The organism is Methylobacterium sp. 142-1Y (genome assembly GCF_057747795.1).
On the sequence record NZ_CM173224.1, the window covers coordinates 5,265,787 to 5,281,540 of the forward strand.

At 71.2% G+C, this 15,754-nt stretch carries 9 protein-coding genes; 8 read left to right on the top strand and 1 reads right to left on the bottom strand.

Annotated elements, in window-relative coordinates; genetic code table 11:
• The first annotated feature begins 4 nt into the window (after positions 1–4).
• Together AC3AOF_RS24235 and AC3AOF_RS24240 are read left to right on the top strand one after the other, a co-directional pair.
• Positions 5–3,142, top strand: a complete 3,138-nt coding sequence (locus tag AC3AOF_RS24235) for an efflux RND transporter permease subunit (RefSeq protein ID WP_236988443.1) — start codon at positions 5–7, stop codon at positions 3,140–3,142.
• 29 nt (positions 3,143–3,171) lie between these two features.
• Positions 3,172–3,549 (top strand): hypothetical protein, encoded by a 378-nt coding sequence (locus AC3AOF_RS24240; RefSeq protein WP_488346720.1) that lies wholly within the window; start codon positions 3,172–3,174, stop codon positions 3,547–3,549.
• Between the two features lie 401 nt (positions 3,550–3,950).
• On the opposite strand, the gene AC3AOF_RS24245 is transcribed toward AC3AOF_RS24240, so the two are convergent.
• Complete coding sequence (locus AC3AOF_RS24245; RefSeq protein ID WP_236988441.1) at positions 3,951–4,205, bottom strand: acyl carrier protein; 255 nt, start codon at positions 4,203–4,205, stop codon at positions 3,951–3,953.
• 275 nt (positions 4,206–4,480) lie between these two features.
• On the opposite strand from AC3AOF_RS24245, the gene AC3AOF_RS24250 reads away from it, so the two are divergent.
• From AC3AOF_RS24250 to bcsA, 6 genes are all read left to right on the top strand, one after another.
• Positions 4,481–5,665, top strand: coding sequence for an acyltransferase family protein (locus AC3AOF_RS24250; RefSeq protein WP_488346721.1), 1,185 nt, complete (start codon positions 4,481–4,483; stop codon positions 5,663–5,665).
• 238 nt (positions 5,666–5,903) lie between these two features.
• Entirely contained in the window at positions 5,904–7,901 is a 1,998-nt protein-coding gene (locus AC3AOF_RS24255; RefSeq protein WP_236988439.1) for a GumC family protein, read from the top strand.
• On the top strand, positions 7,898–9,139 hold the full coding sequence (locus AC3AOF_RS24260) for a UDP-phosphate alpha N-acetylglucosaminyltransferase (RefSeq protein ID WP_488346722.1): 1,242 nt from the start codon (positions 7,898–7,900) through the stop codon (positions 9,137–9,139). The genes AC3AOF_RS24255 and AC3AOF_RS24260 overlap by 4 nt, the downstream gene beginning before the upstream one ends.
• An 87-nt stretch (positions 9,140–9,226) precedes the next feature.
• Positions 9,227–11,752, top strand: a complete 2,526-nt coding sequence (locus AC3AOF_RS24265; RefSeq protein ID WP_488346723.1) for a response regulator — start codon at positions 9,227–9,229, stop codon at positions 11,750–11,752.
• A gap of 201 nt (positions 11,753–11,953) precedes the next feature.
• A complete protein-coding gene (gene bcsS / locus AC3AOF_RS24270) occupies positions 11,954–12,691 on the top strand; it encodes a cellulose biosynthesis protein BcsS (RefSeq protein ID WP_236992672.1) in 738 nt (245 codons plus the stop codon).
• A gap of 470 nt (positions 12,692–13,161) precedes the next feature.
• Positions 13,162–15,597 (top strand): UDP-forming cellulose synthase catalytic subunit, encoded by a 2,436-nt coding sequence (gene bcsA, locus AC3AOF_RS24275; protein WP_488349046.1) that lies wholly within the window; start codon positions 13,162–13,164, stop codon positions 15,595–15,597.
• Positions 15,598–15,754: the final 157 nt, after the last annotated feature.

Sequence of the window (15,754 nt, forward strand, 5' to 3'; positions counted from 1 at the left end):
AAAGATGTTCTCCTTCCTGGTCACGCAGTCGCTGCGCAACCGCCTGCTCGTCCTGGCCCTGGCCCTGGTGCTGGTGCTCTACGGCGCGTTCAGCCTCACCCGGCTCCCGGTCGACGTCTTTCCCGACCTCAACCGCCCGACCGTCACCATCATGACCGAGGCCGAGGGCTACGCGCCTCCGGAGGTCGAGCAGATGGTGACCTATCCGATCGAGACCCGCCTCAACGGCCTGCCCGGGGTGACCCGGCTGCGCTCGGTCTCCGGCGTCGGCCTGTCGGTGGTCTATGTCGAGTTCGCCTGGGGCACCGACATCTACCGCAACCGCCAGCAGGTCGCCGAGCGCCTGAGCCTGGTCCAGGACCAATTGCCCCGCGGGGTCACGCCCCAGATGGGCCCGGTCTCCTCGATCATGGGCCAGGTGCTGCTGATCGCCGTCACCGGCGAGTCCGTCAGCCCGATGGAGCTGCGCGAGACCGCCGACTTCGTGCTCCGGCCGCGGCTTCTCACGGTGCCGGGGGTGGCGCAGGTGATCCCGATCGGCGGCGAGGTGCGCCAGTTCCGGGTCGCCCCGAACCCGGCGGCGATGCGCGCACTCGGCGTCACCAACGCCCAGCTCGACGCCGCCTTGCAGCAATTCGGCACCAATGCCGGCGGCGGCTTCACCGACCAGTATTCGCGCGAATACCTGATCCGGAACATCGGCCGCACGATGAGCCTGGAGGATCTGCGCGACCTCGTGGTCGGCGCCAGCGGCAACGCCCCGGTGCGGCTGCGGCAGGTCGCCGAGGTCTCCTTCGCGGCGAAAGCCAAGCGCGGCGAGGGCGGCTACCAGGGCAAGCCCGCGGTGATCGTCTCGGTCGAGAAGCAGCCCGACGTCGATACCGTGGCGCTGACCCGCAACATCGAGGCTGCGCTCAAGGATCTCGCGCCCTCGCTGCCGGCCGGCATCTCCGCCGACAAGATCCTGTTCCGGCAGGCCGACTTCATCGAGACCTCGATCGGCAATGTCGAGCGGGTGCTGGTCGAGGCGATCGCCGTGGTCGCGCTCGTGCTGTTCCTGTTCCTGCTGAACGTCCGCACCACCCTGATCTCGCTGACCGCGATTCCGGTCTCGATCCTGACGACGGCCTTGGTGTTCCACCTCCTCGGGCTGTCGATCAACACCATGACGCTCGGGGGCCTCGCCATTGCGATCGGCGAACTCGTCGACGACGCGGTGGTCGACGTCGAGAACATCTTTCGGAGACTGCGCGAGAACCGCGCCGCCGGCAATCCGCGCTCGGTCTTCGAGGTGGTGGTGGCGGCCTCGAACGAGGTGCGCTCGGGCATTGTCTATGCCACGGCGATCATCGTCCTGGTCTTCGTGCCGCTCTTCGCCCTGTCGGGCATCGAGGGGCGGCTCTTCGCGCCGCTCGGCCAGGCCTATATCGTGTCGATCCTGGCGAGCCTCGTCGTCTCGATCACGCTCACGCCGGTCCTCGCCTCCTGGCTGCTGCCGGGCCTCAAGAGCCTGGAGGAGCACGAGAGCCGGTTCATCCGCGGGCTCAAGCACCTCAACGCCGCCGCCTTGGCGGTGGTGTTCCGCCACCAGCGCCTTCTCGTCGGCACCGTCGTCACCCTGGTGGCCGGCGCCGGAATCGCCGCGTCGCAACTGCCGCGGGCCTTCCTGCCGCCGTTCAACGAGGGCTCGTTCACCGTCACCATGGCCTTCACCCCGGGCATCTCGCTCACCGAGAGCAGCCGGGTGGGCGCCATCGCCGAGCGGCTGCTGATGGAGATCCCGGAAGTGGCCGCGGTCGGTCGGCGCACCGGCCGGGCCGAGCTCGACGAGCATGCCGAGGGCGTCCATTCCTCCGACCTCGAAGTGGCGCTCAAAGGCGGCGGGCGGCCGAAGGCGGAGCTGGTGGCGGAGATCCGTCGGCGCCTCGCGGTCCTGCCGGTCTCGGTCAATGTCGGCCAGCCGATCTCGCACCGGCTCGACCACATGCTGTCCGGCGTCCGGGCCGAGATCGCCCTGAAGATCTTCGGCGAGGATCTGGATGCGTTGCGCCGGGTGGCGGCCTCGCTGCAGGAGCGGATGCGGGTCATTCCCGGCCTCGCCGACCTCCAGATCGAGAAGCAGACCCGGATCCCGCAGCTCGAGATCCGGGTCGATTACGGCCGGGCGGCGCTCTACGGGGTGCAGCCGGCGATGGTGGTCGAGCAGATCAGCCGGCTCTCCAACGGGCGCCTGGTCTCGACGGTGGTCGACGGCTACCGCCGCTTCGACGTGGTCCTGCGGCTCCCCGAGACGCAACGCACCACCGCGACCTTGAGCGACCTCCTGATCGAGACGCCGTCGGGCTGGGTGCCGGCGCGCCAGGTCGCCGACATCCGCGAGACCGACGGGCCGAACCAGATCCTGCGCGAGAACGGGAGACGCCGCCTCGTCGTGATGGCGAACACCACCGCCGGATCCGACATGGCGGAGATCATCGCGGCGATCCGCAAGACGGTCGCCGCCGAGACCCTGCCGCCGGGCACCTTCGCCAGCCTCGAAGGCACCTTTCAGGCGCAGGAGGAGGCGAGCCGCACCATCGGGGCCCTGTCGCTGGTCTCGCTGGGGCTGATCTTCGCGCTGCTCACCAGCCGCTACCGGTCGGCCGCGCTGGCGCTGATCATCCTCGGCAGCGTGCCGCTGGCGCTGGTCGGCTCGGTGGCGGCCCTGTGGCTCGCCGGCCAGCCGCTCTCGGTCGCCTCGATGATCGGGTTCATCACGCTCACCGGCATCGCGGCCCGCAACGGCATCCTCAAGGTCAGCCACACCCTGAACCTCGCCCTGCACGAGGGCGTGCCGTTCGGGCCGGACCTCGTGGTGCGCGCGAGCCTGGAGCGGCTGACCCCGGTGCTGATGACCGCGCTCTCGGCCGGAATCGCCCTGGTGCCGCTGCTCCACGACGCCGCGAGCCCCGGCAAGGAGATCCTGCACCCGGTGGCGGTGACGATCTTCGGCGGGCTCGTCAGCGCCACCCTCCTCGACGCGCTGCTGACGCCGGTGCTGATCCTGCGCTGCGGCCGCCGTCCCCTGGAGCGCCTGATGGCGGCGCGGGCAGCCGTGCCGGCGCATACACCGGCGGGCGCCGCGCCGGCCGACCTCTACTGATCCCCCTCACCCTAAGAGTGACCGACACGATGCCGCTTCGCAGAATTGTCACCGCCGGCACCCTGGCCCTCGCCCTGCCGCTCTGCGCCCACCGCGCCTGCGCCCACGAGGGAGCCGGCCACAATGGCGGGCGCATCGCCGATGCCGGGCCCTACCACATCGAACTCGTGACCCGGGACCGGACCGTCGAGGTCACGATCTACGATGCCAAGGAGAAGGCCGTGTCCCCGGCCGGGTTCAAGGGCACGGCGATCCTGGTCGTCGGCGGCAAGCCCGCCCGCGTGATCCTGACACCGGCCGCCGCCCGGCTCACCGGCGAGGCCGAAGTGGCGCTCGGCGCGAACCCGAAGGGCGTGGTGCAGATCACCGGGCCGGACGGCGCGGCGGCGAGCGGCAAGTTCAACTGAGCGCTGCTCGCCTCCTCATCCCGGGTTCGTGTACACGGCTCCGGGATGGACATGGAGGGATGTGAAGCGGTCGGTCCCCGGTACAAGATACAGCAGGGAGCGCAGGTCGGGGAGCAGGGGCCGCCGCCCCGTCAACCCTCCCCCCTTTGCCCCGGACAGCCCTGCGCCCGCGGGGAGAGGGGATCACGCGCTTGATTTTTAAACGGATTTTCCCCGGATAGCCCTGCCTGGAGGGGGAGGGTTCCGGCGTGGTGGCCACCGGTCCGATCCCGACCTGATCGGGAATGCCGTCCGACCCATCGCGGCCGGGCCGGCACACGCGAAAAAGATCGTCTCGACGCCGCCGCGCGGGTTCGAGACCATCGGGACTGTCGTGCTGCCGTTGCGCGGGTCGAGCCGGCTCACGCCGCCTTGCGCAGCACCTGTCCCGAGACGAAGCTCCGAATATTGCCGACGGTCGAGAAGATCTCGCGGCTGAGCAGGTGTTCCGGAAACTCGAGTCCGAAATGCTCTTCCAGGTCCATCATCACCTGGACCGCGCCGAACGAGTCGAGTCCGTTGTCGAACAGGCAATCGTCGTCCGAGAGACGGTCGAGAGTGCGGGCGAGGTTGCCGTGGCGTGCCAGAATCGTACGGATTTCCTGGTTGGACGCCATCGTTCGACCTCGTTCTCTGCTGTTTTATGCATAGACAGATACACGGCAGAAATCAAACGCAATCTGCGCGGCTGGTGAATCGACCAATACCAACCAGCATCGCCGCCCGGGCTGACCATGGATGGTCCCTCGGCAAGTCCGCCACAGCAAGTCCCCCACAGCAAGTCCCGCCTTCGGGGTCTCGCCCGGCATCGATCCTGCGGCGGCGAGGACGATTTCCCGTGCGGCATCCCCGGACGGGACGGGATTGTTCGAGAACGGCACGGGTGGCGGCCATGCGCGGACGGGTTGGGTCGGAACGGTTCGAGGCGCTTGATGCGGGCCGGGGCGTCTGCGCGCTCGCCGTGGCGTTCTTCCACATGCCGCTCGCCCATCCGCTGCAGCAGCAGCCCTGGTTCCCGAACCTTCAATTCTGCGTCGACGTCTTCTTCGTGCTGTCGGGCTTCGTGCTGCTGCACGCCTATGGCGACCGGCTGGCGAGCGGCCGGCAGGTCCTGCGCTTCGTGCTGATGCGCTTCGGTCGGCTCTGGCCGCTCCACGCCCTCACCCTGGGGCTTCTGGTCCTGATCGAGACGGTGCGGTTCCTCTATCTCTCGCACCATCCCGACGCGCCGGTCGCGACGCCCCCCTTCGGCGCGGCGCACCGGCCGGTCGAGATCGTCACGAACCTGCTGTTCCTGCAGAACTTCCGCACCTTCGGCGATTACAGCTGGAACTTCCCGTCCTGGAGCATCGCGGTCGAGTTCTGGGCCTCGATCGTGCTGGCCGCGACCGTGTTGGCCGCAGGGCCACGGGCCCGCCTCGCCTTCGCCGGGCTCGCAACGGCGAGTGCGCTGGCCCTGTGGTGGGTGAGCCCACGCACGCTGTTCGTGATCCAGAACTGGGGCATCGTGCGCTGCCTGTTCGACCTGTTCCTCGGCTGCCTCGCCTACGGCCTGCGCGATGCGGTCCGCCTGCCCCGCCCCGCCGCGACCCGGGCCGAGATCCTGGCGGTCCTGGCGCTGCCGGCCCTGGTGCTGATGCTGCCCCAGGGGCCGCTGGGCTACGGCGCGAGCCTGGTCTTCGCCGCCGCGATCGCGCTGTTCTCGCACCAGCGCGGCGCCGTGTCGGGGCTCGCCCGGGCTCAGGCGCCCCAGTGCCTCGGCCGGTGGTCGTTCTCGATCTATCTCCTGCACCTGCCGGTGATCCAGGTCTTCACGACCGCGATGCACTACGTCGAGCAGCGCACCGGGCTGCCGCACACGGTGATCCTCGGGCACGACCGCTACCTCGATTTCGGATCCGGCCTCGCCAACCTCGCGGTCGCCGCCGCCCTGGTGGCGGCCACGGTGCCGCTCGCCGCCCTCACCTACCGCTTCGTCGAGCGCCCGTCCCTCGCCTGGTTCCGGCGCAACGACGCCCGCCTCGCCGCGCCCGCCGCACGGGCCCCAGCAGGCTCTGCTGCGCTCGTCTCCCGCTAGAGCGCCCGATCTGTCTCAGTTTGGCATGGCCCGGCGGCGGAAACGGCAGCGGGATCGGTAACCGACCTGCGACTAAGTTCCTGCCCGTGCCCTGCCGGATCAGGGATGGTCGAAGCCTGGGTTCCGCCGAAGGACGATTGTCGACGGGGCCCATCATCGACCGGCACGACAGATGAGCGGAGTTGATGTCCGCATCGCCGGATCGTCAATCGGAACTCGCATGAGGCAGGGGCACGAGATGTCGACGGCAGATCCCGCCGCGGCCACCACCCGCAGAACCGGCGGCACGCTGGCCGATCTGTGGGGATCGGCGCGCCGACGCGCGGTCTGGATCGTCGCCAGCGCCGGCGTGATGGCATCCTTGGGGGGGCTCTACGCGCTGCGCCAGGTGCCGACCTACCGCGCCACGGTCGAGCTCCTGATCGATCCGCAGGCGCTGCAGATCGTCGGGCGCGGCCTGTCGCGCCAGGACGCGCCGGCCCCGCTCGATTTCGCCAATCTGGAGAGTCAGGGGCTGATCCTGCTCTCGGCCAAGCTCCTCGACCCGGTGATCGCGAAGCTCGGCCTCGCCGAGGACCCTGTGCTGATGAAGGGCGCGCCGCCCGGCGCCGATCCGGCGGTGGTGGCGCTCGAGGCCCTGCGCAAGCGCATCGTGGTGCGCCGGGTCGAGAACTCGTTCAACTTCCAGCTCACCGTCGCCTATCCGGATGCGCGGCGCGCGGCGGAGATCGCCAATACCGTCGCGGCGCAGTTCTTCGAGACCGGCGCCCGCGACCGGGTCTCGGCGGTGCGCCGGGCGAACGAAGCGCTCCTGACCCAGGCCGGAGACCTGCGCGCCCAGCTCAACCGGGCCGACGTGGCGGTGGAGCGCTACCGGGCCGAGAAGGGTCTGATCGGCTCGGGCGATGCCGGGCTCCTGGTGTCGCAGCAGCTCAAGGACCTCTACACCCAGATCACCGCCGCCGAGACCAACCTGTCCCGGCTCTCGGCCCGGCGCGAGGTGGTGCGCCAGCTTCGCGTGCCGGACGGCCAGGTCCAGGCGGTGCCGGAGGCCGACACCTCCGCGGTGATGGTCTCGCTGCGCACCCAGTACGCCCAGACGCTCCAGGAGATCGCGACGCAGTCGCGCAGCCTCGGGCCGAGCCACCCGCAGATGATCGCGCTCGCCGCCCAGCGCGCCGCGACCGCCCGGCTGATCGCCGCGGAGGCCGACCGGATCCGCCGCACCATCGACGAGGACCAGCGCCGGGCCGAGGAATCCTTGCGCCAGCTGCGCGCCCGCGCCGAGCGGCTGATCCAGAACCAGACCAGCAGCAACCAGGAGGGCATCCGCCTGCGCCAGCTCGAGAGCGAGGCGGAGGCGATCCGGCGCACCTACAACCTCGTCCTCGACCGGACCAAGGACCTGGAGCAGCAGCTCTCGATCAACCCGAGCAACTCGCAGATCGTCTCGCGCGCCACCCCGCCGCTCAAGCCCTCGGACACCCCGGCGCCGATCGTGGTGGTGGCCGCCGGCCTGTTCGGCGCCGTGCTCGGGCTGATCCTCGGCTTCCTCTACGACGTCTGGCGCGGCAACATCACCACGGTGGCCGGCTTCGGCGCCGCCGCGCCGGTCTGGGCCCGCCTGCAGCGGCCGCGCCGGGCCGGGCGCGGCACCAGCGCCGAGGAGGCCCTGGTCACAGCGGCGCGCGAGTTGCGCCACCGCTTCGCCGGCCGCGGCCAGTCGGTGGTGGTCACCGTGGCGTCCGACGGACTCGCGCCCGAGCGCCTGCACGCGGCGGAAATCCTCACCGACCTGCTGATCCGCCTCGGCGAGCCGGCCCTGCTGGTGCCCGAGCAGGCCCATGCCCGCCTCGGCTTCGGCGACGGCCCGCGCAGCGACGCGCCGGTGCGCGGCCAGCTCGCGGTCCGCGATCCCGTCCGCGGGCCGGAGCGGATGACCCGGCCCGAGATCATCGTGGCGGAGCGGGATCTGTCCCGCGGCGACGGCTGGCTGTCGATCCCCGAGACCTCGGACGCGATCCTCCTCGTCGTCGCCCCCGGCCGGATGACCCGCACCCGCCTGGAGCGCCTGCTCGAGACCCTCGACGGCGCCGGCCGCTTCCGGGCGCAGGGGCTCTTCGGCCTCGTCACGGTCGAGGGGCGGCGGGTCTCGCGCTTCCGCCGGCCGGCACCGGCGCGGCCGGTGGCCGGCCAAGGGGCTGGCCAAGGGGCCGGCCAGGTGCGGGCGGCGTGAGCCCCGCCGCCGCCGGATCCGCCGTCGGGTCCGCCGCCGACTGGCGCGCGCCCTACCAGGGGCGGGCGGCCCTCGCCGTGCTGATCGGCGCGCTGGTCTTCAACGCCGCCCTGTGCTTCCTCAACACCGCCGGCTTCCCGGTCTCCGGCGGCACCGTCATGGGGGCCGAGGTGGCGATCATCGCGCTCACCCTCGGCTTTGCCCTCGACGAGCGGCCCGGGCCCTGGCTGATCCTCGCCGGGCTCGTCACCTACGGGCTGCTGCTGGTGGCCCTGCGCGGCTCACCCGACGTCAAGGGCATCCGCGACTTCCTGATCCCGGTGGTGTTCTACAATCTCGGGGTCCGCTCGCCCGACCTGCGCAGCGCCGACCGGGCGGTGCTGGCGAGCGGCGTCATCGTGGTGGTGATGGGCCTGTTCGAGTATTGCCTGTTCGACGCCTACCAGCAATACTTCAACATCGTGCGCTACTACGTGGCCCGCGGCAGCATGTCTCCTTCCGAGATCAACGAGATGACCGGCTCGCTGTTCACCAGCGGCATCCGGCCGGATTCGCGCACCATCCTGCCCTTCCTCGGGCCGCACCGGGTCTCGTCGGTCTTCCTCGAGCCGGTCTCGGCCGGCAATTTCGGCGCCGTGCTGTTCTCCTGGGCGCTTTACCGCCGCACCATGCGGGGCCGGGCCTGGCTGTTCCTCTGCGCGGCGCTGACCATCATCCTGGCCGATGCCCGCTTCGGTGCTTACGTCTGCGTCGCGATCGCCGGGGCGATGCTGGTGGCCTACCGGCTGCCGCGCCTGCTCTGGTTCGCCCTGCCCTTCACGATCCTGCTCGGCCTCACGGTCTACGGCTTCGAGAGCATGCAGGTGACCTGGCAGAACGACATGGCCGGCCGCCTGCTCTGGGCCGCCCTGCTCGTCACCTCGCTGCCGCCGGAAGGCGTGTGGGGCATCCTGCCCGACAAGCTGTTCCTGTCGGATTCCGGCTACGCCTACGCCCTGACCCAGATCGGGGTGGCGGGCGCGCTGGTGGCCTGGGGCCTGTTCGTTCTGATGCCGGCCCGCAACCCGGACGGCTGGCGCCTGCGCTGCGCCATGGCGGTCTATCTCTGCCTGCTCCTCGTCATCAGCGACTCGCCGTTCTCGATCAAGACCGCGGCCCTGGTCTGGTTCATGCTGGGGGCGGCGGACGGGGGCGGAGCCGGAGGCGTAGACCAGCCGTTCCCCGACCGGCCTCGTTAACTCCGTCTTAAGCACAAATCGTCCCAGGTTGCAGGGCGCCCGTGCCGATTCCGAGCCGGCCCGCGCGGGGCGCCGTGGAACCCGTTCATGCTGGACTCGGTCCGGATCTCGCTCAAGGTGCTGAACGCGGCCCAGCTCGCCTCGGTGGCGGCCGCCGCCTTCGGGCTGGCCTGGTTCGGCGGCGCACTCTCCGGGACCTCGCGCCACGCCGCGACCGAGCGGCCCGCCATCGCGCAGAATCTCGTCCAGGCGGCGCGCGCCTATGCCGACGCGCTCGACGAGGAGCTCAGCGCCTCGATCAACGACGCCCGCAACGCCGCCCTGCTCCTGCGCCTCGACGAATCCACCCTGTCCGATGCCTGGCGCTCCGGCCGGTTGCAGGACTGGCTCGCCCTCAATCCGCGCTACCGGGCCGCCGCGCTCGTCGCCCCCGACGGGACCCTGCGCGCCGCCGGCGGTCCCGGCGGGATGCAGGGAGACCGCGCGCTCGCCCGCAACGCCCAGGTGGCGGTGGCGGCCGGCCCCATCGACGCGCCCTTCGCCCTGACCCTGGCGCTCGGTCTCCCCGGCCGGTCGGACCGGATCGTGCTCCGGGCCGCGCCGGGCTATTTCGACGAGATCGGCGAGCGGGTCCGCCGGGCGCTGGCGGCGGGCGACGGGATCCGCTTCGCGGTGGCGGGCGCCGACGGGCGGGCGCTGGTCGGCGCGCTGCCGGCCGCGGACGATCCCCGGCCGCACGAGGCGGCGCCCACCCGCGGCAGCCGCGACATCGCCAGTCCCGGCTGGCTCGTCACCGCCTCCGCCCCCGGGCTTCCGCTCACGCCCGCGGCCGGCCCGGACCCGCGCCTGATCGCCCTCGGCCTCGCCCTGGTGATCGGCGCCGGCATCCTCGGCTACGCTCTCGGCGGGCGCGTCTCGACGCGGCTGCGCCGCCTCGCCGAGGGGACCGACCCGGCCGGCGACGCGGACGAGGCGCCGGTCTCGCGGGTGCGCGAGATCGCGGCGATCGCCGGCAGCGTCCGCGACCGGGCCCAGAGCGTCGACGCCCGGCTCGCCGGGGCCGGGACCGGCCTCGACCGCGTCCGGGGCCGGCTGCACACCTTCGAGACGATGTCGGGCTGGACCTGCTGGGAGATCGACCCCGAGACCCGGCAGGTCGTCTGGTCCGATCCTGACGGGGCCGGTGCCCTGGCGGGGGCCGACCGCGTCGCGACGCTCACCGACCTCGCCGCCCGGTTCGAGGCGATCGACCGCCCCCTCCTCGACCTCGCGCTCGCGGCGGCGCTCGGGGCCGACGGGCCCCACGACGTGGTCATGCGGATGCGCGGGCCGGTGCCGGACTCCGACGGCCGCCTGCTGCTGCGGTTCCTGCGCGGCCGCGACGATGCCGGCCGCACCCGCATCCACGCCCTCAGCCGGACGATCCGCGCGGGCGAGGCCGCCGACACCCCGGCCGGCGCCAACGAGCGGCGGCGCAACCTCGTCCTGCGCCGGGTCACCGACGGCATCGTCCACGACTTCAACGACGTGCTCACGGTGGTGCTGATCAATCTCGGGGTCTTGCGGCGCCAGACCGGCCTCGATCCGCGGCAGGCCGCCCTGACCGACGCGGCGCTCGCGGGCGCCCAGCGCGGGGCGGCGCTGACCCGGCGCCTGCTCGGCCTGGTGCGCGGCGGCGAACTGGCCGCGGATCAGCCCCCGGCGGAACTGGCCTCGTCCGACCTCGCCGCGACCGTGGCCGCCTTCCTGCCCTTCCTCCAGGCCAACGTCCTGCGCGACGCGCCGGTGGTCACCCGCATCCCCGGTGGCCTGCCGCCGGCGGCTTGCGGCGAGCGTCTGGTCGAGCTGGTGCTCCTCAACCTCGCCTTCCACGTCCGAGACCTCGGCCTGCACGGCTTCGCGATCGGGGCGGCCGAGCACCCGGCCGATGCGCCGCCGGTACCCGGCATGCCGGAGGGGCCGGCCCTGCGGGTGCTGTTCGCCAGTGGGCGCCGGCCGGCCGATGCCGCGGCGCGGCCGGCAGGTCGGTCGTCTCAGATCCAGGCCCTCGAGACCGTGGGGCGGTTGCTGCGCGCGAGCGGCTGCGGCTGGCGCGTCATGAGCGACGGAAGCGGCGAGGAGGCGTTCCTCGCCGAGGCGTGGCTACGCGCTGAAGAGCGTCCCGCGCAAGACCGTCCCTTGCAAGACCGTCCCTCGCAAGAGCGCCCCGCGGGAGCGCGCACCGCCGCCTCCCCGCTGGATGCCATTGCCGGTCCGCCGCCGCAGGCCGCCTTGCGCATCCTGCTCGTCGAGAGCGACAGCCTGGTGCGCGCCAGCCTCGTCGAGGCCCTGGCCGAGCTCGGCCACGACGTGGTCCAGGCGGCCTCCGGCGAGCACGCCCTCGAACTCCTGGGCCGCGACGCCGCCTTCGACGCGATGATCGCCGACCAGGCGATGCCGGCGATGACCGGCCTCCAGCTCGCCGCCACCGTCGTCGAGCGCCATCCGGATCTCCGCGTCATCCTGGCGAGCCCGCACGGCCAGCTGCCCGCCGCCGCCCGCCGCTTCCTCCAGCTCGACAAGCCGTTTCGCCGCGAGGACCTCGCCGCCGTGCTCGCCGCCCGCGCCGCCTGATCTCCCGGCGGCCCGGGGGCTGACGGAGCGTCTGCCCGATCGGTAAAATTTGCCGATACGATGATCGGCGTAGGCAAGCGAAATTTAACCGTCATCCCGCATAAAACAGTGCACAGAGTATCTGTGTCATGTGTGGAGGCGGCGTTGATTGCCTCGAGTCAGTATCGAACACTCTATCTCGTCGGTGGCGCCGGCCTCGCCGTGCTCGCCGCGTCCGGTCCCGTCCGGGCGGCGGATCTCCGGGCGCCGGGCGCGGATGCCGATTGGTATACCGGCGCGCAGGCCCAGGCGGTCGACGACAGCTGGGCGGTCGCCGTCGACGGCTCGACCAGCGTCACCTCCAACAGCTCGGCCTTCGGCTCGATCACCGTGACGGCGCCGCTCGCCGGCTCGCCGAGCCAGAGCGGCCCGCGGGTGCGGGTCGAGGCCATCGCCGGCACCTATTCCTATCCGGGCCAGGCCGTCGCCACGCGGGTGACGGGCTACCAGCAGGAAGGCTCGGCGATGGCCGGCTACGAGTGGGTGTGGCGCGACGCGGCGCTCGCCGGCTTCATCGGCTTCAACGTGCGCAGCAACCAGCTCTCGGTCGTCGATCCCGGCAACCCGGTGGTCGGCACCGGCATCGGCCTGCGGGTCGCCGCCAACTTCTACGCCAACCCCACCGACCGTACCATGGTGTCGGCCTACGGCTCCTACTCGACCAAGTTCAACGCCTATTACTCCCGCCTGCGCGTCGGCTACATGGTCGCCGACGGCGTCTATATCGGCCCCGAGGCACTTTTTCTCGGCGACGACTTCTTCCGCCAGTACCGGATCGGCGCCCACCTCTCCGGCGTGAAGTTCGGGCCGGTGCAGATGTCGCTGGCGGCGGGGTACGTCCAGGACCGGGTCCAGGGCTCCGGCTATTATTCGAGCATCGAGGCGCGGGCGAATTTCTGAGCCCCGGTCCTGTCGCGGAGCGGGGTGCCCGGTGGCTGCGGCGATCGGGGATGACGTCGAGGGAAGCCGGCTCCTCGCCGGCCCCGCCAGTCCTCGGCCGCGTGATGACGCAAGGCGGCGGACGGCCTGGGCCATGTCATGACCCTGCAGAGGTGCGAAGAACTCTGGCTCTGGCCGATCGCATCGCGGGCAGGACTGCCGAAAGACTGATCGTTTCGGCATGGAATGACAAAAATATTCCTAGGAAAATCATTGCATTTCGCAACGAGAGATTGCGCGATCCGGCGCCGTTGCGGGCGGCTTTGCGATCAAGTGTGGCATTTTGCGCCGGCACCATGCCGTGTTCAGCTTGTGCGGCGCGGAAAAAACAGCTTCGTGCAACGACAAACGGACATAATCTGATGGCGTAGGGGTTCTTCGGCGATTCTGGAGCGGTGGGCGTGGTGCGTGCGTTGCGATGGCTGGCCTGGATGGGGACGACGGCCGCCGGCCTCGCCCTCTTGAGCCAGCCCGTCGGCACCCAGAACCAGCTCGCGATGAGCCTCGCCGCCATGGCGGCGATGGCCGTGCTCTGGCTCGCCCTCGACGGGCCGCGGACGCGCTTCGTCTTCCTGGCGATGGGCAGCCTGGTGGTGCTCCGCTACATCTTGTGGCGGGTGACCGATACGCTGCCCTCGCCGGGCGATCCGGTCAGCTTCGGCTTCGGCCTGCTGCTGCTGCTGTGCGAACTCTACTGCGTCTTCATCCTGTTCGTCAGCCTGATCATCAACGCCGAGCCCCTGCGTCGCCGCCCGCCCGCCGCCGTGCCGGCGTCCGACCTGCCGTTCGTCGACGTCTTCGTGCCGAGCTACAACGAGGATGCCGAGATCCTGGCGATGACGCTGGCCGCCGCACGCCAGATGAACTACCCGCCCGAGAAGCTGACCGTCTGGCTCCTCGACGACGGCGGCACCGACCAGAAATGCGCCGACCCGGACCTCGAGAAGGCCGCGGCCGCGAAGGCCCGGCGGTCCGAATTGCAGGCGCTCTGCCGTGACCTCGACGCGCGCTACCTGACGCGGGCCCGCAACGAGCACGCCAAGGCCGGCAACCTCAACAACGGTCTGGCCTCCGCCACCGGCGATCTGGTGCTGGTGCTCGACGCCGACCACGTGCCGTTCCGCTCGCTGCTGGCCGAGACCGTCGGCTACTTTGCCGAGGACCCGAAGCTCTTCCTGGTCCAGACCCCGCACGCCTTCCTGAATCCCGATCCGATCGAGCGGAACCTCAAGACCTTCGAGCGGATGCCGTCCGAGAACGAGATGTTCTACGCGGTGACCCAGGCCGGGCTCGACAAGTGGAACGGCTCGTTCTTCTGCGGCTCGGCGGCGCTCCTGCGCCGGCAAGCCCTCGACGAGGCCGGGGGATTTGCCGGCATCACCATCACGGAGGATTGCGAGACCGCCTTCGAGCTGCATTCCCGCGGCTGGACCAGCGCCTATGTCGACAAGCCGCTGATCGCCGGCCTCCAGCCCGACACGCTCGCCGACTTCATCGGCCAGCGCTCGCGCTGGTGCCAGGGCATGTTCCAGATCCTGCTCCTCAAGAATCCGGCGCTGCAGCGCGGCCTCAAGCCGATCCAGAAGCTCGCCTACCTGTCGAGCATGACGTTCTGGTTCTTTCCCGTGCCGCGGCTCGTCTTCATGTTCGCGCCGCTGCTCCATATCTTCTTCGATCTGAAGATCTTCGTCGCCAGCGTCGACGAGTCGATCGCCTACACGGCGACCTACATCGTCATCAACCTGATGATGCAGAACTACGTCTACGGCAAGTTCCGCTGGCCGTTCGTCTCCGAATTGTACGAATACGTCCAGGGCTTGTACCTGTCGAAGGCGATCGTCTCGGTGATCTGGTCGCCGCGCAAGCCCACCTTCAACGTCACCAGCAAGGGCGCGACCCTCGACCACGACCACCTGTCGGCGTTGTCGCTGCCGTTCTTCGCCGTCTACGGCCTGCTGCTCACCGGCTGCCTCGTCGCGGCCTGGCGCTACGCCTTCGAGCCCGGCGTGACCAACCTGATGCTGGTCGTCGGCCTGTGGAACCTGTTCAACCTGCTCACCGCCGGGGCGGCGCTCGGGGTCTGCGCCGAGCGCCGCCAGCTCGAGCGCACGCCCTCGCTCGCGATCGCCCGCCGCGGCCAGCTCACCCTCGCGGGCCGGGCCGTCGACGTGGCGATCGAGCGGGTCTCGGCGGAGGCCTGCACGGTGCGGATGCCGGCGGCGTTCCTCGCCCCGGGCGCCGGCCACCGCCCGGTCCCCGGCACGCTCACGGTGGTGCCGGTGGCGGGTGCGCGTCCCGCCGGAGCGCTGCCGGTGGTGCTCGGCCCGGTGACCCGGTCGGGCGCCGACGCGGTGGGTCGCCTCGCCTTCGGGACCCTGCGCCCCCAGGATTACGTCGCGCTCGCCGGCCTGATGTATGGCGATGCCGAGGCGATGCGCCGGTTCCAGCTGCGCCGGCGCCGCCACAAGGATTTGTTCACCGGCACGCTGCAATTCGTCTGGTGGGGCCTCGCCGAGCCGGTCCGCGCCCTGCGCACCGCCTTCGCCGGCGAGGCTCCGCGGCCCGTCCGTGTCGAGGCGCCGGAGACCGCCCCGGTCTACGACGAGCCTGCCCCCTTCGCTCCCCCATCGCCGCCGGTCGACCTGCCACTCGCGCCGCGGACGCGGCCGACGCTTCCGGTGCGTCCCCGAATCCAGGCCGACGTCCAGCCCCAGCCACACGTGGCCCCGCAGCCGCATGTCCAGGCCGAGGCCCGGACCGTGCCCCAAGCCGAGCCGGAGGCCGAGGGCGACTGGGTCCGCCTGATGCTCGATTTCGAGAACGACCGCGCGCTCGCCGCCCGCGGCCGGCGCACCGATGCGGCGTGAGGCCGGGATGATGCTGCGCCGCTTGGTCGCTCTCCAACGTCTTGGGATGCTTGGCACCTTCCCCTCCCCCTTGTGGGGAGGGGTCAGGGGTGGGGGTGGTGCCGAAAGAGGCTCAGCGGTGCCTTCTGCACCACCCCCACCTCCGGCTCCTCCCCAC